The sequence below is a fragment of the Streptomyces sp. NPDC056161 genome, assembly GCF_042268025.1.
Classification (GTDB): Bacteria; Actinomycetota; Actinomycetes; order Streptomycetales; family Streptomycetaceae; genus Streptomyces.
In genome coordinates this window covers 1-17988 of record NZ_JBHJUV010000001.1, presented here as the reverse complement: position 1 = coordinate 17988, position 17988 = coordinate 1, and the positions used below count along the sequence as shown (strand labels likewise).

Here is a 17988-nt window from a genome sequence, read left to right as displayed (position 1 = left end):
TCGGGGTGTCAAAGTCGCAGCAGTCGACGGGCGTTGCCGTGGGCGATCTTCTGCTTGTCGGCATCCGGGAGGGCCGTGTGCGCGAGCGCGGCGACCGCGGCACCGGTGTTCTCGTAGGGGTAGTCGACGGCGAACAGCACCGCGTCCGCGCCGATCACATGCACCAGCGCCTCGACGGCGGCGGGAGACAGGACGCCGCTGGTGGTGGCGAAGATGTTCGTGCCGAAATACTCGGACGGCCGACGCCGCAGCGGCTGCTGAACGGTGATGGTCGCGTACCGGGAATCGAACCGGGACAACTGGAACGGCAAGAACTCGCCGCCGTGCCCAAGGATCATCCTGGCGGCCGGGTGGCGGTCGAACACCCCGGACATCACGACGCGCATCGCGTGGCCGCCGGTCGTGGCCTGCCAGCTCCACAAGGCACCGTCCAGCTCAGGGTGGCCGTCGAGTACGTGCCAGCGGTCCGCCGGCGGCATACCCGGGTGCAGATACAGGGGGACGTCGAGTTCGGCCAGGGTCGCCCATACCCGATCGAAGACCGGGTCGTCCAGGTATCTGCCCTGGATGTGATCGTTGACCAGGGCGCCCTTGAACCCGCGTCGTTCAACGGCACGGCGCAACTCGGTCACGGCGGCGTCCGGGTCTTGGAGCGGGAGCGCGGCGAACGCCGCGAACCGGGTCGGGTGGGCGTCGACGATCGCGGCGAGGGAATCGTTCACGTACCGGGCGTTGTCGACGGCGCGCTGCGGATCGGGGTCCGCTTCGATGCCGGGGACGGTGAGGGAGAGCACCTGCATCGCGATCCCGCCCGCGTCCATGTCCGGCAACCGGAGGTCCGTGACGTCGGGCAGCCGCGCCATCACGTGGTCGAAGAACCCCGGGTCGGTGTTGTCCGGCATCGGAACGGGCGGCCGGCGTTCGGCGAGACCGGGAATGGCGACGGCCTCTTCGAGAGCGATGTACCCGACCATCACGCTTTGCCGACCGGGACGAGGATCCGCGCGTCGTGCGTCGGGTGCTCGGCTTCGTCGAGCATGAGCGCGGCGACGGTGGCGCGGGACACGCGCGGCGGCAGGAACGGCCTCGGGTAGCTGTCCAGCGGGATGTTGCGGCGGGTGGCGCTGATACCGCCGACCTGTAGATCCGGGGCGTGGAACACGGTAGCGCCGCCGTCGAGCACGATCCTGTCGGCGTCGGCCTTCTCCTGGAGCTGTTTGCCGATGGCCATCTTCATGACCGCCTGGTACATCCCGCCACCGGCCCCGGTCGAGACCCCGGAACCGAGCGCACCGAGTGACAGGGTGCGCACCGGCAGCCCGGCCAGCACCCGCGCACCGGCGATCAGCGTTCCCGGCCCGTCGCCCTTGCTGATCCCGAGCGCGGACATCACCACGTCCGCATCGCTGAGGTCCGGGAACGACGGGGGCTGGGTGACATCGGCCTCCCGGACCTCGACGGTGCCCTGTCCGGGCGCGGCATACACCTCCGGCCTGCGCACGAGTGCGACGACTTCGTGGCCGCGCTGCACGGCCTGTTCGACGATCAAGTGCCCGACCTTGCCGGTGGCACCGAGGACCACGACACGCATGGACAACCCCTTTGACTGAACAAGTGTTGGCGATGTGAGTAAACAAGTGTTGGTTATCTCTGTCAAGGGCGCTTTCCCCCGGGGCGCGGGCAGGGGACGGGTCGTTAGACTGGTCAGTCGGCTGAACAATCGTTGGCGAGCGCATGGGAAGGGGCGGCTTGTGGAACAGGCCACTCGACGGCGGAACCCGCGCGGGCAAGGCCAGGTGCTACGCGAACAGCTGATCGAGGCGACAGCACGCCTGCTCGCAACGATGGACCGGCCCGAGACGCTCACCCTGCGCCAGGTCGCCCGCGAGGTCGGCGTCGCACCCGCCAGCATCTACAGTCACTTCGCCGACCTCTCCGCACTCGTCGAACACGTCCTGAAGCTCCGCTACGACGAACTCGGCCGCCTCATGAACGACGCCGCGGCCACGACCACGAGCCCGCTCGCGGAACTCGTCGCCAGATGCACCGCATACGTGCACTGGGGTGTCGGGCATCCCGGCGAGTACCGCACCATCATCGGCGGCGGGATGCCCGAGCAGCTTGCGTCGCTCAACGCTCATGGCGCCGGCGAGGAACTGATGAACGCCCTCGTACGTGTGCTCGCGGCCGCCGGCCGGCCGGACGGCGAACCGTCCACAGCCGACGAGCAGTGGCAGGCGGGACTCATCCTCTGGACCGGGATGCACGGTCTCGTATCGCTCTACAACAGCCACGGCAACCTGCCCTGGCCCGCGCTCGACGACCTCCTCGCTCAGCTGCTCAGCCTCCACACCGGCCGCCCTGCGACCCGGATCGAGGACCTCATGGCCGGTTAGTACTCCAGCAGGGCTTCGAAGACGCCGGCGTCAGGCTTCCTCGTCGCGTTCGGCGGCGGGCCGGGCGGGTATCTGCACGCTGTAGCCCATACGGTGCAGCAGCCAGGCACGGCGCCACTGGTGGACCGACTTCTCACTCACCCGTAACTCCCGGGCGATGCACGGAACTTCCACATCCTCCTCGAAGAGGTCAACGGCCCGCATCCGTACCTCTTCCCGGCGCCCGCGCTGTTCGTGGTGCTCAACGCGCGCGTCGGTTGTTCTTGCCGTGGGAAGCGGCCACGTCAGCCGTGTTCGCCGGTGGGGCCGGCTGCGGGCTGCGTGGACGTGACCGTGAGGAGGACTGCCTGCTGCTCACTTCCGGAGAGTAGGAGGCTGTCGCTGACGCGACGGCCGAATTTGGCTGGTTGTAGCCCTGGATGGCATTTGCCAGTGCCGAGGGCACATAACCGAGCTGCTTGGCCATTTCGACGGCCTCGTGCTGCGCCGAGGTGTCCCGCCTGGCTTCCACGCGAGCCATCTGGTACCGCATGGCAGCCATCTGTGCCGCGTCCCGTTGGATGATCTTCAGGGCGGCAGCCTCCACGGGGGACACGGGTGCCGGCAGGGGCGTCGAAAGCCTCTTCCCCTCTGAACGAACCGGGGGCGTAGCCTCGTCATTCAACCGCTTCAGCTCGTTGGTCTGCTGCTGAACCTTCTGTCCCGCCCCGTACATTCGCTCCCGCAGTCGGTGTGGCAGCAGCTGTTCCTGCTCCGATCCCGGCAGCGGCCCTTCCTCGCTGTGTTTGCTGTGCTCCTCGATCTCCTGTTTCAGCTGCTCCGCCTCGCGCTGGTCGACGTCCTCGAATTTCTTCTGGGTCGCTCCCAGCTGCGGAACATCCGTAACCTTCAGGTTCACATACTTCAGCAGCTCCCCTGCAAGCTCCAGCATCCGCTCGCTCAGATACCTCATCCCCTGCTGCCGCCCGCGCTCGGTGCGCTGCACCTCCAACCCCTGGCGACGTTCCTCGGGCGTTGCTTCCGGCAGAAGCCCCGACCGTTCCTTCCGCCGTTCCAGCGAGTCCGCCCGCTGTTTCAACACGTTCTGCAACTGTCCCAGCAGTCTCTGCAGTTGTTCCCACCGCTGCTGCAGTTTCTCCGGACTCCGCTGTTCCTGCTCCTGGTGTTCCTGCCCTTGGGCCGGTTCCTGGGGTATCGGCATGGTGACCATGATGCCCGTCCGGGTGGAGGGGCGCGAGTACGCCGTCAGTCAGGCGTATGCGGCCGGCGACGGTGTGTGGAGCCTCCAACCAGTGGAACGGCGAGGGCGCGCGGAAGCTGCCGGCCTTCCGGGTCGAGAGCCTCCTGGAACTGTCCGGACAGATCGGCCGGTTCAACGCGGGAGAGCGCTGACCGTCGTCGCCCAGCCGTACGGCCGGTCGTCCGGTTCCGCAGCGGGCGATCTCCTCCGCCGTCGCGGCCGGGCGCTCGCGCTCGCAGAGGTCCCACTGGCCGGGGAGGGTGAGGAAGGCGTGCATGCAGTGGGCGATGGCGTTTCGGGTGGTCCCGTTGCCCGCGACCGCCGGCGAACAGACAGCGCCTTCTCACCGTGTCCGGGTGTGCCTTGCGCGACTCGGCGGCGCCCATGGCACCACCGGCTCGTCGTTCTCCTGTGCACCGGCGCTCCGGTCGGCGGACTGTGCAGATCGCAGCTACGCCATGGCCTGCGGAACCAGCGAGGCGTTCTCCGGCTGGTACGCCGCACTCCGGCTGGTGCCCTCGCCGTAGGGGTTGACCCGGGGCGAGTACGCCACCGGACCCACCGAGGGAGGTTGGGCCGTCCCCTCGGCATGCGTGTACCCGCCGTATTCGCCGTGGTGCACACCGCCGAGCCCGCCTGCTGTCAGGTCGGCCCAGAATGCGTGTGGACGTTCGCGTAATTCCCCGGCCGGAACGTCACGTAATTCCCCAGGTACTGGGTCGTGAGCCGACTATGAAGTCCTGGGTCAGTCCCACCAGAGCACGAGGAGAAGGTGCCGTTGGGATGCAGCAAGGTAGAACTCGCACAGGGCATTGAAGTGCCCCAGCAGGTACTTCCTCGGGCCACCGACGATCTTGTTCGCTCCATGACCGATCAAGGAAGCGGCCTCGGTGTCTTCGGTCGGCAGGTCGGCCAGGACGGCCGGGAAGTCGATCTGGCCGAGCAGTTCCGAGACGCGGGCCACTTGAGCTGCGGAAAGGGCGGTGGGAGGCGGTCCGAAGGGACCGATGGCATGCGGGTGTGTGTTGAGGAAGCCGAGATCGATCGCCGAGTCGCCCTCGGTGGCCTGCCGGAGAGCATCGAGGTGGACGTCGTCGAGACCTGCCAGCTCGCAGACCCGTTCCAACATGGCCGGTGCCCAGTCCAGGTCCAGGGCATCCAACGACGGCGGGTCCCAGTTGGGATCTCCATCGGTCGACGTGCCGGCTGACTGGCGGCAGGCGGCGAGATACTCCGCCGGGACGCGGGCGAGTTGTTGGGTGACGGCCATGACGGCAGTATCCCGACGGCGTCCACCGGTTTTCCTACTTGGTTGGGGTCTTGCCGTTCTTGTCGGTGGGGCTCTTGGGGCGCTTGTTGGGGCGGTAGCTGGGGCCGTTCATGATGACCTGGTGGCTGGTGTTGATCAGCCGGTCCAGGAGGGACTCGGCGACGACGGGGTTGGGGAAGAGGGGATACCAGTCGCTGGGCGCCCGGTTGCTGGTGATGATCAGGGACCGGCCCTGCCGCTCGCTGACCAACTCGTAGAGGTCGTCGGCATGGGCCGCGGAGAGCTGTCGCATGGCGAAGTCGTCGAGGATGAGCACGTCGGGCCGTACCAGTTCACGGATCCGCTTCTCCCAGGTGCGGTCCGCGTGGCCGCCGGCGAGTTCGGCGAGGATCCGGCTGGTTTTGGCGAAGCGGACGTGGGCGCCCTGGCGGACGGCGAGGTGGCCCAGGGCCTGGGCGATGTGGGTCTTGCCGACCCCGACGGGGCCGAACAGGATGACGGACTCGCCCGCATGGAGCCAGCGCAGGGCGCCGAGGTCGCGGATCTGGGCTGCGGGGAGCTTCGAGGAGGCGGTGAAGTCGAACTCCTCCAGGGTGACTTGTTGTTCGAACTTCGCGCGCTGGAGCCTGCGTTGGAAGGCGACGGTCTCGCGGCGGGTGATCTCGTCCTGGCAGAGGACCTGGAGGAAGTCCAGGTGACCGAGCTCGCCGCCGTGGGCCTGGGCGAGGCGGGCGTCGAGGGTCTCCAGCATCCCGGACAGCCGCAGGGACTTCAGGGACTCGCGCAGGGCGGTGTCCATCACGCTCATCGTGCCGCCACCTCGTCTTCGCCGTGGACCTGGTCGTCGTGGGCGCCGTCCGGTGTGTCCGGGGGCATCTCGGAGCCGAAGAGCCCTTGTGGGCCGTGGAGGAAGGCCGCGGCGCCTGCGTCTCCGCTGGTCTCGGGCTCGGGATCGGTCTCGGTGCCGGCGACCAGGATGCCCTTGATGGTGCGATAGGACGGGTCGCCGACCGTGATTGCTCTCGCGCAGGCGGCCTCCAGGCGCGTGTCGCCGTACTTCTTTCGCAGCCCGAGAACCCCCTGGGCGGTGCGGAGCCGGTAGAGCGCGTTGACCTCCAGCAGCTGGTCGATGACCTCGCGGCAGGCGTCACCGATCTCGGACGCCTGGGTGCGGCACCAGATGGGCGTCTTCATCTGGAAGGCGATCTTCTCCGGCGGGTAGTCGCTCTTGTCGGTGCGTTTTCCCTGTTCAAGGGCGGCATGGGTCTTGACCAGGCTGCCGTCGAGGAAGACCTGCACCATCGTGGCGGTGGAGCGGACGTCGACCCTGCGGCCGATCAGCTTCCAGGGCACCGAGTAGAGGGTGCGACCGACCTTGATGTGGATGTCCGGGCCGACCACGGCAGTCGACCAGCGGGCCAGGGTGAACGGAGTAGGCGGCAGCGGCAGCAGGGCGGCGGCCTCGACGGCGCCGAACACTGCCATCGGGGCGGCCCCGCCCAGCGGCCGGCACTGGCGGCGCCCGGCGACCTGCTGGCTCCAGGTGATGGCCTCGGTCTGCATGTGCTCGATGGAGGTGAACTCCCGCCCGCGCCAGAATGAGTCGCGGACGTAGGGCATGGGCCGCTCCACCCTGGGCTTGTCCTTCGGCTTCGAAGCCCTAGCCGGATCCACCAACGCTCCGTAGTGGGTGGCGAGTTCGGCATACGACTTGTTGATTTTCGGGTCGTAGAGATCGGGCTTGTCGACCCCGGTTTTCAGGTTGTCCGGCACGAGACGGCGCGGGACGCCGTCGAAGTAGCGGAAGGCCGCGACGTGCGCTTCGGTCCATGCGTGCTGGTCCAGGTGCAGCACCGGACGGACGAACATGTGCCGTGAACAGGGCAGCACCATCACAAACGCCCAGACCCGGTGCCGTTTGCCGGTGCGCGGATTGATCCACTGCCCCAGGAACCCGTAGTCGATCTGGGCCTCCTCGCCCGGCTCGATCTCGTCGCGCAGGACGGTGACCTGCGACCGGCTCACCTCGTCGGGCAGCGTGGCGTGCACCCAGCGGCGGAACGAGGAGATCGACACCTTCAGCTTGTGCTCGTCCCGCAGCCGCTGGTGGATCGTGGAGACGGTCACAGTCCCGAGTAATTCCTTGATGTAGTCGCGGTGTTCGTCGATCTCCGGCCAGGTCACCTGCCGCAGCCGCTTGTCGATGAGCCCGGGGAACCATCCCTCGATCAGCCGACCCCAGTCGGCCTCGCTCATCGGCGGCCGCCCGGGGTGATGCCGGACGCCTCCGCCGGCGCCAGGTACTTCCTGACCGTCTTGCGGTCCACCCCCAAAGACGCGGCCAGCGCGCTCTTCGAGCGTCCCGCGTACCAGTGGACGTAGATCTCGGTGATGTCGACCACGACGAACGTTCTCCTTGCCATCCGGGCTGCCCATCGGCCTTCGGGACCACAGGTCGAGGACCATCCACAGCTCCGAGATGACCAGGTCCATCGATCCCGAACACCGCCGTACCCATGGACAATTAGGAGAATTCGGCATGGGGAATTACGTGACGCTCAAACCACACCAAGTGGGGAAAAACTTGATCGTCGACAGAATGCGTCCACGTTCACACCGGAGAACATTGGTCTTGGGTAGTCGGGCTGTGCGTCGTTCCCTGACGCCTCGACACCGAGCCAAGACTTCAGATCGTCCTGCCAGCCCAACGCCGTCGCGCAGACCTGCTCGTCCAACCCCTTCGCGTACCTCAGTTCATTCTGCACTCTGGGGTCGCGCAGGTTGAGCAAAAGATCGGCTATGACCGACGTCACCGACCCATCCGACGGGTTCAGCGGCACCACCAACGGCTTCACACCCGACAGACCGAGACTCGTCCAAGCCAGCGCCACCCCCATCCCCGCCGGCGGCTCCTCAGGCAACTTCAACAGCGGCTGATAAGCCTCATACACGTCCTTTGCCACACTCTGTTGCAGATTCTCGTCCTTTATGAGGATTCTTCGTGCCCGAAGGAGCTGCGAGGCGACTCGGTTCCACGCCCGCCTTGTGGAGCCCGCCTCCTGCGCCGCCTTGTCCCGCTTCCGCTGCTCCCAGTCCCGTAGCTTCGGGATTCGGCTCCAGCTGTCTGCTTCGGCTACCGGCAGATCGCTTTCCTGCAAGGCATTGCGCTCCGCGCCCCTTCGTCTCCAGGCGTTTCCGACGCCCATGCAACGCGCCGCACCAGCATCCGGTTCACGGCGGCGTCTACCGGTGTTTGCCGCACCTGACTTGAGGATGTGGCATTCAGCGCGAGCGTCGTTTCCTGACGCGGGAAGCTTAGTAGCTGTTGTCGTTCCGATCTTTAGGGGTGGGCGTCGAACAGGAGTCTCGGTCGGGTGATCGCGGCCGTTCGTGGGCATGAAGGCAGGGCCTCTTGGTAGCTCGGGGTTGCGAAGCCGACCGAGATCCAGGAGCCCCTGTTGCCGCAGTTGTACGTGCTCGCGCCGTTGGAGTTCAACTCGGCTGTTCTGTCGTGTGATTGTGTCGCTCACCGGTTCGGGAACGCGGCCGATCATCTGGAACGTGTTCCGAGGTATCCCTCGGACATGACGGACGCGGAGTGGGCTCTGGTCCGGCCGCTGCTGCCGGTGCCGGGCTGGATGCGGGGCCGGGGCGGGCAGCCGGAGGCGTACTGCCACCGGGCGATACTGGACGCGATCCGGTATCTCGTGGACAACGGGATCAAGTGGCGGGCGATGCCGGCCGACTTCCCGCCGTGGGACCGGGTCTACGCGTTCTTCCGCCGCTGGCGCGACCACCTGCTGGTCAGGGAGTTCCACGACCGGCTGCGCGACCGGGTCCGCCAGAAGGCGGGCCGGGCTGCGGAGCCGACGGCCGGCGTGATCGACTCGCAGTCCGTCAAGGCGGACGCCGTCGTCGGCACGGACAGCCGCGGCTTCGACGGCGGCAAGCTGATCAACGGCCGCAAGCGGCACGTCGTGGTCGACACCCTCGGCCTGCTGCTGGGCGTCATGGTCACCGCGGCGGACACCGGTGACCGTGCTGCCGCGAAGATGCTGCTCGCCCGGGTGGCCGGCGCCCACCACCAGCTGGAACTCGTCTGGGCCGACGGCTGCTACACCGGCAGCCTCGTCGAGCACTGCCTGGCCGCGTTCGCCCTGGTCCTGGCGATCGTCAAACGCAGCGACGACACGCGCGGCTTCGTGGTGCTGCCCAAGCGGTGGATCGTCGAGCGGCTCTTCGCCCACCTGATGCGAAGCCGCCGCCTGGTGCGCGACTTCGAACGATCCACGACCAGCGCCGAGGCGATGATCATGTGGTCGATGAGCATGATCATGACCCGCCGCCTTGCCCGCTCACGTTCCGCGCGAGCGTGAACCGGCCCGGCTGCCGCTCGGCCAGCCAGCCCCGCGCGACCAGGCGCTTCGCCTTCGACCGCAACGCCTCCACCTTCGCCGGGACCGCGTCCAGGCCGAACAAGACGGCCATCTCCTGGCAGGTCAGCGGCCCTTGATGAAGGCGATGGCGGTCCGTGAGGGCCTGCAGGATGCGCTGGTAGTCCGCCGACAGCGCCGACACGTCCAGCCCCTCGCGCCACACCGGCACCTGCGCCTTCGGCTTCGCTGCCGTCGACGCAGACGATGCCTCCTCCACCTGTCCCTGCGCCGGCCTCGCCGGTTCGGTCCGTGCGTGATCTGCGGTTTCGTCCACCGGACCCAGCACCTCGCCGACCCGCGAGCGGGCGATGACCCACTCCTTCCATTCCCGCTCGGCCACGGCCAGCTCGGCCTGGACGCGGTCGGCCTCCTCCCGCAGCTCGTCCACACGACGGCGAGCACCCAACTCACGCTGCTCGAGCAACTTCACGACCGAAGGCATTCGGCCTCCCCAGGAACGATGACACGACAAGCCACCCCTCCCACGAGAGCACCGAACCTATGCCTGACCAGCGAAGACACCGGTCCCAGGTTCGGTACGACAACAGCTACTTAGAACTCCTGACAAAGTGGGAGGTTCCTCAGTCGGCGCCAGCAGATGAGGGAGAAGAGCTGATCGCACGAGCGTGAAACCACTGGCACGCGCTCCCGCCCTCCCACTCCAACCCCACCGGCCCGCACCACAGACCAGCCAAGATCCAAGGCCCCGTCACACCGCCAGGAGGTTTCTGCGATGTCATGCCGACCCGCAGCCGCTGCCCGGCGACAACCGCTGCGGTGCCCCCGAGACAGCGGGCCCCCGGCCACGGCCGGCCGAATGCGGGGGTCTGTCCGGCCAACGGCTCTGTCTGGTAATCGGTGGCGGCGCTGGGTAGTGATCACTGGAGTACCAGCAGCTCGCGCGCCATATGCAGGAGGCCGACGAGGCCACCGCGGACGAGGGCCCGCGTAGCCGCTCTGGGCGCAGGCGCACGCCTACTGCCGGTTCGCCGTCGACAACCCCGTTCACTACCGGCTGATGTGCGAGATCAGCCAGCCACGCCTCGACGCGTCCGAGCTGCCGCAGTCGCCGTACCCGGGCAGCCGCTCGACGCCGGTGAGTGCGGTGCCGGTCCGGTCCTCGCCGCCGATGACATGCATCCCGCAGGCGCTGCTGCGACGGTGGATCAGCGTGCCGCCGTCGGCAGAACCGCCGATGAAGGTCTTTCAGCCCCCGGGGTTTCGCCCAGGCCGATGCGGTTGATCGGGTCGCGCGGGGCGACACGGACCCGCCCCTGGATCCGTTCGTCGGTGTCATCGCGGGCGGAGACCACGAGCCGCGGTCGGCCCACGCCCCGGCTGGGTGGTGCGGTGGTGTGGACGTGGGGAGCGCGCTGGTGTCCGGGGGCGTCCGTGGACGCGCTCGCGGTGGGCTACCGGCGGAACGCCGAGATGGTGGTGCAGGCGGCGCCGGTCTGGGCTGGGTTCTCGGGGAGTTGCCAGTTGCCGCCGCGGTCCTCCTTCGAGAGGCGGGCGGCGAGTTCGGGAATGTGCAGGAAGCAGGCCAGTGCGGTGGTGGCTTGGAAGGCATCGATCGCGCGCTGGGTCATCGGCATGCCCAGGCGCAGCAGGCGCGGGTTGACTTCGCCCTGGATCTCGTTGACGAAGGGACGCAGCACGCGGTCGTAGTGCGCCAGTGCGGTCGGCAGGTCGCCCGGGTGTCGGTTGATCTCGCCGGCCAGGACGTGGGCGCCGGCCAGGGCGCCGGAGACGCCCATGCCGCTGTAGGGGAGGCGCAGTGCGCGGCGTCACCGGCCAGGACCACGCGGCCCTTGGACCAGGTGTCCGTGCGGACCTGGACGATCTCCTGGGAGTAGAAGAACGGGCTGGTCTTCATGCCTTCGATGAAGCGTTCGGTCTGCCATCCGGCGTCGCGGAACCTGTTCGCCCAGAACTCCTGCTGGCGCTCGACGGGTTCCCGGTGGATCGCCGAGGCTTCCTCGGATTCTTCCCGTACGACGAAGTACACCTGGGTCTCGGTCGGGTTGTGGCTGCGGCGCATGATCTGACGGCCGCCCGGGACCATGCAGGTGTCCCGGATGTTGCTGTCGGACGCTGTGCGCGGGATGAACCAGTAGGCCATGTGGATGCCGACCCGCCAGTACGGGTCGAAGCCCGCAGGGAGGATCGCTCGCCGGATGCGCGATCCCTGCCCGTCCGCGCCGACCAGGAGGTCGAATTCGCCGGAGGACCCGTCGGAGAAGTGCCCGATGACCTTCTGTTCGTCCTGCTCGAAGCCGTCGACGCGCACGCCGAAGACATACTCGGTGTCGTCCTTCGTCGCATCGTGCAGGATGCGCACCAGGTTCCCGCGCATGATCTCGTACTCCGACGTGAGGGTCTGCCGGCCTTCCCGGAGGTGTTGGCCATGATCGTCGCCTTGGCCCTGCCGTGTGCGTCGACGAAGGCGACGCACAGGCCAGATCCGCCACGGTGTGTTCGGCGCTCGTGGCACCGAGGACGGCGACGAAGTCGCCGGGGCTTACCGCGTGTTCGGGAGGGTGCCGCCACTCGGAGGCCACCGCGCCGACCCGCTCCCAGAGTTCGCCGTAGGTGAGCGTGTCGAACCGCTTCAGGAGGCGCAGCGTGGTGCGGCCCGTCTCCGGGTCGGTGACCGGCTCCGTGGCACGTTCGCCCAGGGCGGGACGGTCCGCGTATGCCTCCATCACGGTGGCGATCAGATCGGCGAGCGGCAGCCCGGGGCGCCGGATCGCCTCGGTGACGGCGTCCAGGGGCGCGGTGTCACGGAACTGGGCGTCGGTCGCGTACAGGCGGGCGCTTCGTCGGTCGGTCCGTGCGTCGAGCTCGTCGGTGGGGGGTTGGGAGCGAGACACGAGTGATGTCCTTCGCGGCCGTGAAAACCTGTTCAGGCACACGGCGTCGCCGTTCGGGCAGGAGATCGGATCAGTGGGAGGGCCGGCGTAGGTGACGGTCCTGTCCCGCGCCGTGTCCGGTGACCGCCGTGGCGATGCCGAGGACGGCCAGGACGGCGAGCGGAAGCGTCCAGCTGTGTGTGGCGTCGTGCAGGATGCCGAGGAGGAGGGGGCCGGCCGCCGCCACGAGGTAGCCGATGGACTGGGCCATGCCCGCCAGTGCGGCGGCTTCGCCGGAGCTGCCGGCGCGCTGGCTCTGGAAGGTCAGCGCGAGGACGAGGCACGCGCCGCCGCCGAGTCCGAGCAGGGTGCACGCCAGGACGGACAGCGCGGGGGCGGCGACCAGTACGGCGAAGCCGCCCGCCAGGAGGGCCGAGGCGCCGGCCGCGGTCCAGCGCTGGTCGTGCCGGCCCCGGGTGAGCAGGGGCAGCAGGCTGCTGGCCGCCAGGGACACCACCTGGTAGTAGAACAGCATCCATCCGGCCGTGGTGCTGCTCGTGCCGCGGTCGATCAGGATGCTGGGCAGCCACGCGACGGCGGTGTAGAAGGCCAGGGACTGCAGGCCCATGAAGAGGGTGACCTGCCAGGCGAGCCACGACCGCCAGGGCACCGGGCTGTGGGTCCCGCCGGTGGACGCCTGTGGCTTGTCACCCCGTATTCGGGGCAGCCAGGCGAGGAGCGCCGCGACGGTGAAGGCGACGCCCCAGGCCAGCGCGGTGCGCCAGGAACCCGGCACGGTGTGGGCCAGCGGCGCGGAGATCCCGGAGGAGACCGCGGCCATGAGTCCCATGACGGTGACGTAGAGAGCGCTGACGCCCTGGATGCGGTGTGCGGGCACGCTCCGCCTGATCAGAGCGGGCAGCAGCACATTGCCGAACGCGATGGCCGCGGAAAGGATCACTGTTCCGGCGAACAGGCAGGCCACGGAGGGAAGGGAGCGGACCACCGTCCCGACGGCCAGCACACCGAGTGCCGCCACCAGCAGGCGGGCGCTGCCGAACCGGTGGGAGGCTCGGGCCACGAGGGGCGACGTCGCGGCGAACGTCAGCAGCGGGAGGGTGCTCAGCAGTCCGCCCCAGCTCGATGTCAGACCGCTGCCGTGCTCGATGTCCGGCAGCAGGGTGCCGACGCCGGTGAGCGTGGTGCGCAGGTTCGCCGCCACGAGGCAGATCGCGATGAGGAGTCCGGCGGACACGGCGGGCCGGGCGCCGTCGGCGGCCGGTGTCCCGTCGGCGGCGGGTGTCCCGGTGGCGGAGTGCCGGCGGGACACCGGGGTCGGCTGCGGGCTCACTGGTCCTCCGCTGCACGTGCGTCGGCGGTTTCGTGGTCGTGGGTGAGCCGGACGATCGCGGCCGCGGCGCCGCGGGCGCCGTCCGCGTCCCGGGCCTCGATCGCGTCGACGAGCCGCCCGTGCAGGCGGGCGTGCTCCTCGGCGTGCGCGGCGTCCCAGGGCAAGCCCCCCAGGTGCGAGGTGAGCGCTGTGCCGAGGTAGTCGTACACCTCGATCAGCAGGTCGTTCCCGCTCGCCCGGACGACGGAGCGGTGGAAGAGCGCGTCGACGCCCGTGGCCGCGGACGCGTCCTCGCCGGCGGTGGCCGCTTCGGCGTCGGCCAGCAGCTCCCGCAGCTGCTGCACCTGCCCCTCGGTACGGCGCAGGGCCGCGGCGCCCGAGGCGTACTCCTCCAGCACGGTCCGCAGCTCCAGCACGTCGTCCCGGTTCGCGGAGCCTGCCCGCCGCACCATGACCGACTGGAGTTCGCTGGAGGAGCGGACGTAGGTGCCGTCACCGGCTCTGGGCTCCAGCAAGCCGAGGTGCACCAGTGCACCGATCGCCTCCCGCAACGTGCTGCGGCCGACCCCGAGTTCCTCGATGAGGGCCTGCTCCGGCGGGATCCGCGTCCCGACCGGCCAGCCCCCTGCCTCGATGTGCGAGCGGAGGTTCTCCACGAGCTGGGCGGACAGGCTGGCCGTGCGCCGTGGTGCGCTGATGCGTTTCATGGGAATACCGTACACAAACATCAGACATTTGAACATCGTCTCTTTTGGTGCGCACGTCCACCCGCACCGCCGGCCGGTGCTTCCGCGGCCAGGGCCGGATCCACGAAGCGCAGGCCCGTGTGGACGCGGCGGATCGCGTCGACCAGTTGCTCGGGCGGGGAGTCCTTCACGACGTATCCGGCCGCGCCCGCGGACATCGCCCGCGAGAGGTAGCCGGGCCGGCTGAAGGTCGTGCAAAGGTCGTGCAGATGATGGTGCGGCAGCCGGGCAGCGCCCGCTGGAGATCGGCGGCGACGGCCAAGCCGTCCCGGCCGGGCATCTGTACGTCGAGCAGCGCGATGTCGGGCAGGGTCCGCAGCGCTGCCCCCTCAGCCAGCCACCCCGTACGCCGGACTGTCAGCGCATCATGCCGGTGCCGGTGCCGGTGCCGGTGTCGGTGGCTGGACCAGTCGGTGCGCGGGCACCTCTGCCCGGTCAGGTCGGGGGATGGCCGTGTCGGAGGAGTACTGAGATCGCGTCGATCAGCTCGCGGGTCGATGTCTCCGTGTCGACGATGCTCTGGGACAGGAAGACCCCCATGCCTATCGCCATCAGGGCCGCGGTGAGTCGTTCGGGTTCGAGGGCGTCCGGATTGGCCCGCACGACGAGTCGGGTCAGCGCTGTACGCAGGGCCGTGCCCAGTTCCTGCCGCGAACCCGGGAAGGCCGGGTCCCGGAGCTGCTCAGCCCAGAACTGGCCCACCGTAAGCCGTGGTACGGAGCCAGGCGCACACTGCAACAGGGTGTTGTGCAGGAGGTCGATCACTTCCGCAGTGTCGAGGACGTCGGGGCCGTGCGCGGCGGCGTCGAGGACTTCGATGACTGGCGTGAGGATGGCCTCGGAGACCGCGTCGACCAGCTCGTCCTTGCCCGCGAAGTGGCGGTAGATGCCACCGACGGACATGTTCGCCGCCGCGCAGATCTCCGAAATGGAGGTGGCGGCGAAGCCCTTGTCGGCGAAGCAGTCCGCGGCGGCGTCGATGATGGCACGACGAACACGGTCGCGGCGGTCGTTCGATATGCGAGGCATGGCGGGGATCAAGGGGATGGTGGGCGGACAGTGGAGGGGTGATTCTCCCACGAGATCGCCTCTGGTGGGAACGATGGACGGCCGCGCCCCGCAATCGCCGGAGCGGTCCCGCGCCGATGTCGTCCCCGTCACAGGGGCTGGGATGCGCGTGTCGCGGCGTCCGCCCGGGAATCCAGCGCCTTGCAGCGCCTTGCATGCCTTGCAGCGCCAGGCAGAGCTTGGCGGTCGGCCGCTCACCGCTGATGCGCTGTAGCGGGCGGCGAGTGTCATGCGCGGAAGAAGCTCGGCCCGTTGCCACTGTGCCGCCGGGCTCGGACCCCGGCAGGCGGGGCATCGCCCGGTTGCTTCCGGGCAAGCGTTCGCGGAGTCGGCAGGCAGGCGGTCCTGGCTTGACGGGTGCGGTCGGCGGTAACTTTAATAGCGAGCGATCGTTTCCTATTAGCCCTGCGGGGCTGCTGAGGAGGACAGGATGGCGACGCAACGAACTGCTCTCGTCACCGGTGGTGGCACGGGGATCGGACGAGCGGTGGCCGAACAACTGGCCGACCAGGGTTGGTCGGTAATGATCACCGGCCGCCGAGAGGGTCCGCTGCGCGAGGTCGCGCAGGGACGGGACGCGATCGCGGTGCACGTCGCGGACGTCTCCGCCGAGGGCGCGGCAGGGGACATGGTCCAAGCGGTCCTCAGTGAGTTCGGACGGTTGGACGCTCTGGTCAACAACGCCGGTATGTTCTCCCCCGCCGGCACGGCCGAGATCGCCGTCGGTCACCTGGAGGCGCTGTTCCGTACCAACGTGCACGGCCCGATCCGGCTGGTGGCCGCGGCTGCGGACGCACTGGCCGACACCGGCGGCAGCATTGTCAACATCACCAGCGCCGTCGCGAGCAAACCCGCTGCTCAGGCGCTCTACTACGGGGCGAGCAAGTCCGTGCTGGATTATCTGACGCGTAGCTGGGCAGCGGAACTGGCCCCGCGCGGAATACGGGTCAACGCGGTCGCACCCGGCCCGACCGAGTCCGACATCCTCTCCACGATCGCGCCCCCGGAGATCGTCGAGCACATCAAGACGGCCGAGGCGGCGAGTCTGCCGCTCAAGCGGCGTGGAACCGCCGACGAGGTGGCACGGTGGATAGTCGCCCTGGCCGACCCGGCGGCATCCTGGGTCACCGGCCAGGTCCTGGCCGTGGACGGCGGTATGTCAGTCTCATGAGCCGTCGAGTCCTGGTAATCGGCGCCGGTCCCGTCGGGCTCGGCCTCGCCCACGGTCTGCACAACCGGGGCGCCGAGGTGACGGTGGTGGAACGGGCCCCCGAGCTGTCCGAGGTCGGATGGGCGATCACACTGTCCGACCTGCACCGCGACGCGCTGAACCGGCTCGGCTACCCAGCGAGCCTGTGGCAGCGGGAACCGATGGGGTACGAGTACGTATTCGACGCGCACACCTCACTTCCCGTGAACACCTTCGAGTTCGGCCGCACCGTAATGCTGGAGCGGTCGCTGCTGCAGATGCGTCTCCTCGATCCGGTCCGTGACCTGGTGCGCACCGGCACCACGCCGGTTTCGGTCGAGGACGACGCCAGCGCCGTCGGCGTCCGCTTCGACGACGGCACCACCGGCGAGTACGACGCCGTCATCGGAACCGACGGCGTCCACTCCTGGACCCGCCGCAACGCCCTCGACGGCCCCGCGCCGCTCGACATCGGCTGCGCCGTCATCCGTTTCCGCGTCCCGAACAAGACGGGTGTGACCTTCGCAGCCCGCACCACACCAATCCACGGCTCCCGACTGGGATACTTCCTGAACGACGGGGGCGAGACCCTGCACTGCATGGTGTTCGTCAACGATCCGGCCGGCCGCCACCACGACACCCCGCTGAGCACACTGGCCGAACGGTTCACCGCCCTGAAAGGTCCCCTCGGCCATGTGGTCGAGGCCATGCGGTCCGAACCCGACCGGCTCTGCGTCGACATCAAACAGGTCACCACCAGCGTCTGGGCCCGTGGCCGCGTCGCGATCGCCGGAGACGCCGCCCACGCCATGAGCCCGGCTCTCGGACAGGGCGCGGGAGCCGGATTCGAGGATGCGGCGGTACTCTCGGACCTGCTCACGGCGCCCGGACTCCCGGTCGAGCACGCTCTCGCCGGTTACGAACAAATCCGCCGTCCCGCCGTGCACGACCTGCAGTACCGCTCCTTCAACGCCGCTCGCGACCTCGTACTCGACGAGAAGCCCTGAGGCAACCACGCGACACAACCCGAAACACAACCCGAAACACAACCCGAAACCCCAGACGGGGCATCGGAGCCTGAGCCGGGATCGTCCCGGTGCGACAGTGCCGTGAGTGGCGACGGACCGTGTTGACATCACCGTTGACATCATCGCCATGACCCAACTCTGCCGGCGTCCTGGACAAGTGCGACAGCGTTGGTGAAGCCCTCCGTCGTACGGGTGCCTAATTGATCTGCCGGACGGACTTCACGTCGCCATTCCACTGCGGCCATTCGACTTCGGCGGTGCCAGGCGATCCGTACCCTGCGAAATGTGCCCAACTCTGCCGGAGGGGCCTGCCTTTGGCCTCGACGGTGGACCAGTCGGTGCTGCCCAGCACCGGGCTCCCGGCCCACGCCTCTCGTGTCCCCAGCAGGAAGGGGGTCTCGGCGCCGTGCAC

The 17988-nt window shown here is 68.7% G+C and carries 19 protein-coding genes and 4 pseudogenes; 5 read left to right on the top strand and 18 right to left on the bottom strand.

Features of this window, described 5'->3' with window-relative positions:
• Nucleotides 1-8 precede the first annotated feature (8 nt).
• On the bottom strand, nt 9-974 hold the full coding sequence (locus ACFC09_RS00115; RefSeq protein WP_376522075.1) for an amidohydrolase family protein: 966 nt from the start codon (nt 972-974) through the stop codon (nt 9-11).
• A complete protein-coding gene (locus ACFC09_RS00110) occupies nt 974-1591 on the bottom strand; it encodes an NAD(P)-dependent oxidoreductase (RefSeq protein WP_376522072.1) in 618 nt (205 codons plus the stop codon). The genes ACFC09_RS00115 and ACFC09_RS00110 overlap by 1 nt, the downstream gene beginning before the upstream one ends.
• A 160-nt stretch (nt 1592-1751) precedes the next feature.
• On the opposite strand from ACFC09_RS00110, the gene ACFC09_RS00105 reads away from it, so the two are divergent.
• Nucleotides 1752-2396 (top strand): TetR/AcrR family transcriptional regulator, encoded by a 645-nt coding sequence (locus ACFC09_RS00105; protein ID WP_376522070.1) that lies wholly within the window; start codon nt 1752-1754, stop codon nt 2394-2396.
• Nucleotides 2397-2426: 30 nt separating this feature from the next.
• Here ACFC09_RS00105 and ACFC09_RS00100 read toward each other — a convergent pair whose 3' ends face one another.
• On the bottom strand, nt 2427-2684 hold the full coding sequence (locus tag ACFC09_RS00100) for a helix-turn-helix domain-containing protein (RefSeq protein ID WP_376522801.1): 258 nt from the start codon (nt 2682-2684) through the stop codon (nt 2427-2429).
• Nucleotides 2638-3597 (bottom strand): hypothetical protein, encoded by a 960-nt coding sequence (locus tag ACFC09_RS00095; protein WP_376522068.1) that lies wholly within the window; start codon nt 3595-3597, stop codon nt 2638-2640. The genes ACFC09_RS00100 and ACFC09_RS00095 overlap by 47 nt, the downstream gene beginning before the upstream one ends.
• 56 nt (nt 3598-3653) lie before the next feature.
• Here ACFC09_RS00095 and ACFC09_RS00090 point away from each other — a divergent pair, with 56 nt between their 5' ends.
• Complete coding sequence (locus tag ACFC09_RS00090) at nt 3654-3788, top strand: hypothetical protein (protein ID WP_376522065.1); 135 nt, start codon at nt 3654-3656, stop codon at nt 3786-3788.
• A gap of 32 nt (nt 3789-3820) precedes the next feature.
• On the opposite strand, the pseudogene ACFC09_RS00085 reads toward ACFC09_RS00090, so the two are convergent.
• From ACFC09_RS00085 to ACFC09_RS00065, 5 genes and pseudogenes are all read right to left on the bottom strand, one after another.
• Nucleotides 3821-3958 (bottom strand): annotated as a pseudogene (locus ACFC09_RS00085) (steroid C27-monooxygenase); the annotation flags it as partial.
• Nucleotides 3959-4381: 423 nt separating this feature from the next.
• Entirely contained in the window at nt 4382-4906 is a 525-nt protein-coding gene (locus ACFC09_RS00080) for a DUF1877 domain-containing protein (protein ID WP_376522063.1), read from the bottom strand.
• Between the two features lie 34 nt (nt 4907-4940).
• The gene (gene istB, locus ACFC09_RS00075; protein WP_376522061.1) at nt 4941-5714 is read right to left on the bottom strand and encodes an IS21-like element helper ATPase IstB; all 774 of its coding nucleotides are present in this window, start codon (nt 5712-5714) and stop codon (nt 4941-4943) included.
• A pseudogene (istA, locus tag ACFC09_RS00070) lies at nt 5711-7308 on the bottom strand (IS21 family transposase). Before istA ends, istB begins: the two are co-directional and overlap by 4 nt.
• A gap of 156 nt (nt 7309-7464) precedes the next feature.
• Nucleotides 7465-8064 carry a hypothetical protein gene (locus ACFC09_RS00065; RefSeq protein ID WP_376522059.1) on the bottom strand — a complete coding sequence of 200 codons (600 nt, stop codon included), beginning with the start codon at nt 8062-8064 and terminating at the stop codon, nt 7465-7467.
• A gap of 426 nt (nt 8065-8490) precedes the next feature.
• Between ACFC09_RS00065 and ACFC09_RS00060 the strand changes: the two genes are divergently transcribed.
• Entirely contained in the window at nt 8491-9282 is a 792-nt protein-coding gene (locus ACFC09_RS00060) for an IS5 family transposase (protein ID WP_376522056.1), read from the top strand.
• Here the strand turns inward: ACFC09_RS00060 and ACFC09_RS00055 are convergent.
• The 8 genes and pseudogenes from ACFC09_RS00055 to ACFC09_RS00020 all read right to left on the bottom strand — a co-directional run bounded on the left by ACFC09_RS00055 (nt 9239) and on the right by ACFC09_RS00020 (nt 15320).
• Nucleotides 9239-9784 (bottom strand): hypothetical protein, encoded by a 546-nt coding sequence (locus ACFC09_RS00055; RefSeq protein WP_376522053.1) that lies wholly within the window; start codon nt 9782-9784, stop codon nt 9239-9241. The two genes, ACFC09_RS00060 and ACFC09_RS00055, sit on opposite strands and share 44 nt — an antisense overlap.
• 566 nt (nt 9785-10350) lie before the next feature.
• A complete protein-coding gene (locus tag ACFC09_RS00050; RefSeq protein ID WP_376522051.1) occupies nt 10351-10482 on the bottom strand; it encodes a hypothetical protein in 132 nt (43 codons plus the stop codon).
• Nucleotides 10483-10754: 272 nt separating this feature from the next.
• A complete protein-coding gene (locus ACFC09_RS00045) occupies nt 10755-10931 on the bottom strand; it encodes a hypothetical protein (protein WP_376522048.1) in 177 nt (58 codons plus the stop codon).
• Entirely contained in the window at nt 10928-11698 is a 771-nt protein-coding gene (locus ACFC09_RS00040) for an FAD-dependent monooxygenase (protein WP_376522046.1), read from the bottom strand. Before ACFC09_RS00040 ends, ACFC09_RS00045 begins: the two co-directional genes overlap by 4 nt.
• Nucleotides 11699-12285: 587 nt before the next feature.
• Nucleotides 12286-13545: a CynX/NimT family MFS transporter gene (locus ACFC09_RS00035; protein ID WP_376522044.1), complete on the bottom strand. Its 1260-nt coding sequence runs from the start codon at nt 13543-13545 to the stop codon at nt 12286-12288.
• A complete protein-coding gene (locus tag ACFC09_RS00030; protein ID WP_376522042.1) occupies nt 13542-14252 on the bottom strand; it encodes a FadR/GntR family transcriptional regulator in 711 nt (236 codons plus the stop codon). Before ACFC09_RS00030 ends, ACFC09_RS00035 begins: the two co-directional genes overlap by 4 nt.
• Before the next feature lie 38 nt (nt 14253-14290).
• A pseudogene (locus ACFC09_RS00025) lies at nt 14291-14616 on the bottom strand (response regulator); the annotation flags it as partial.
• A gap of 110 nt (nt 14617-14726) precedes the next feature.
• Nucleotides 14727-15320 (bottom strand): TetR/AcrR family transcriptional regulator, encoded by a 594-nt coding sequence (locus ACFC09_RS00020; RefSeq protein WP_376522040.1) that lies wholly within the window; start codon nt 15318-15320, stop codon nt 14727-14729.
• A 469-nt stretch (nt 15321-15789) separates the two neighbouring features.
• On the opposite strand from ACFC09_RS00020, the gene ACFC09_RS00015 reads away from it, so the two are divergent.
• The gene (locus ACFC09_RS00015) at nt 15790-16530 is read left to right on the top strand and encodes an SDR family NAD(P)-dependent oxidoreductase (protein ID WP_376522038.1); all 741 of its coding nucleotides are present in this window, start codon (nt 15790-15792) and stop codon (nt 16528-16530) included.
• Nucleotides 16527-17555, top strand: a complete 1029-nt coding sequence (locus tag ACFC09_RS00010; RefSeq protein WP_376522037.1) for an FAD-dependent oxidoreductase — start codon at nt 16527-16529, stop codon at nt 17553-17555. Before ACFC09_RS00015 ends, ACFC09_RS00010 begins: the two co-directional genes overlap by 4 nt.
• A gap of 217 nt (nt 17556-17772) precedes the next feature.
• On the opposite strand, the pseudogene ACFC09_RS00005 reads toward ACFC09_RS00010, so the two are convergent.
• A pseudogene (locus ACFC09_RS00005) lies at nt 17773-17988 on the bottom strand (hypothetical protein); the annotation flags it as partial.

Excerpts from the sequence above, each read along its gene's own strand:
- ACFC09_RS00115 (WP_376522075.1), bottom strand. The coding sequence starts at position 974 with ATGGTCGGGTACATCGCTCTCGAAGAGGCCGTCGCCATTCCCGGTCTC.
- ACFC09_RS00110 (WP_376522072.1), bottom strand. The coding sequence starts at position 1,591 with ATGCGTGTCGTGGTCCTCGGTGCCACCGGCAAGGTCGGGCACTTGATC.
- ACFC09_RS00095 (WP_376522068.1), bottom strand. The coding sequence starts at position 3,597 with ATGCCGATACCCCAGGAACCGGCCCAAGGGCAGGAACACCAGGAGCAG.
- ACFC09_RS00090 (WP_376522065.1), top strand. The coding sequence starts at position 3,654 with ATGCGGCCGGCGACGGTGTGTGGAGCCTCCAACCAGTGGAACGGCGAG.
- ACFC09_RS00080 (WP_376522063.1), bottom strand. The coding sequence starts at position 4,906 with ATGGCCGTCACCCAACAACTCGCCCGCGTCCCGGCGGAGTATCTCGCC.
- istB (WP_376522061.1), bottom strand. The coding sequence starts at position 5,714 with ATGAGCGTGATGGACACCGCCCTGCGCGAGTCCCTGAAGTCCCTGCGG.
- ACFC09_RS00060 (WP_376522056.1), top strand. The coding sequence starts at position 8,491 with ATGACGGACGCGGAGTGGGCTCTGGTCCGGCCGCTGCTGCCGGTGCCG.
- ACFC09_RS00055 (WP_376522053.1), bottom strand. The coding sequence starts at position 9,784 with ATGCCTTCGGTCGTGAAGTTGCTCGAGCAGCGTGAGTTGGGTGCTCGC.
- ACFC09_RS00050 (WP_376522051.1), bottom strand. The coding sequence starts at position 10,482 with ATGCATGTCATCGGCGGCGAGGACCGGACCGGCACCGCACTCACCGGC.
- ACFC09_RS00045 (WP_376522048.1), bottom strand. The coding sequence starts at position 10,931 with ATGACCCAGCGCGCGATCGATGCCTTCCAAGCCACCACCGCACTGGCC.
- ACFC09_RS00040 (WP_376522046.1), bottom strand. The coding sequence starts at position 11,698 with ATGCGCGGGAACCTGGTGCGCATCCTGCACGATGCGACGAAGGACGAC.
- ACFC09_RS00030 (WP_376522042.1), bottom strand. The coding sequence starts at position 14,252 with ATGAAACGCATCAGCGCACCACGGCGCACGGCCAGCCTGTCCGCCCAG.
- ACFC09_RS00020 (WP_376522040.1), bottom strand. The coding sequence starts at position 15,320 with ATGCCTCGCATATCGAACGACCGCCGCGACCGTGTTCGTCGTGCCATC.
- ACFC09_RS00015 (WP_376522038.1), top strand. The coding sequence starts at position 15,790 with ATGGCGACGCAACGAACTGCTCTCGTCACCGGTGGTGGCACGGGGATC.
- ACFC09_RS00010 (WP_376522037.1), top strand. The coding sequence starts at position 16,527 with ATGAGCCGTCGAGTCCTGGTAATCGGCGCCGGTCCCGTCGGGCTCGGC.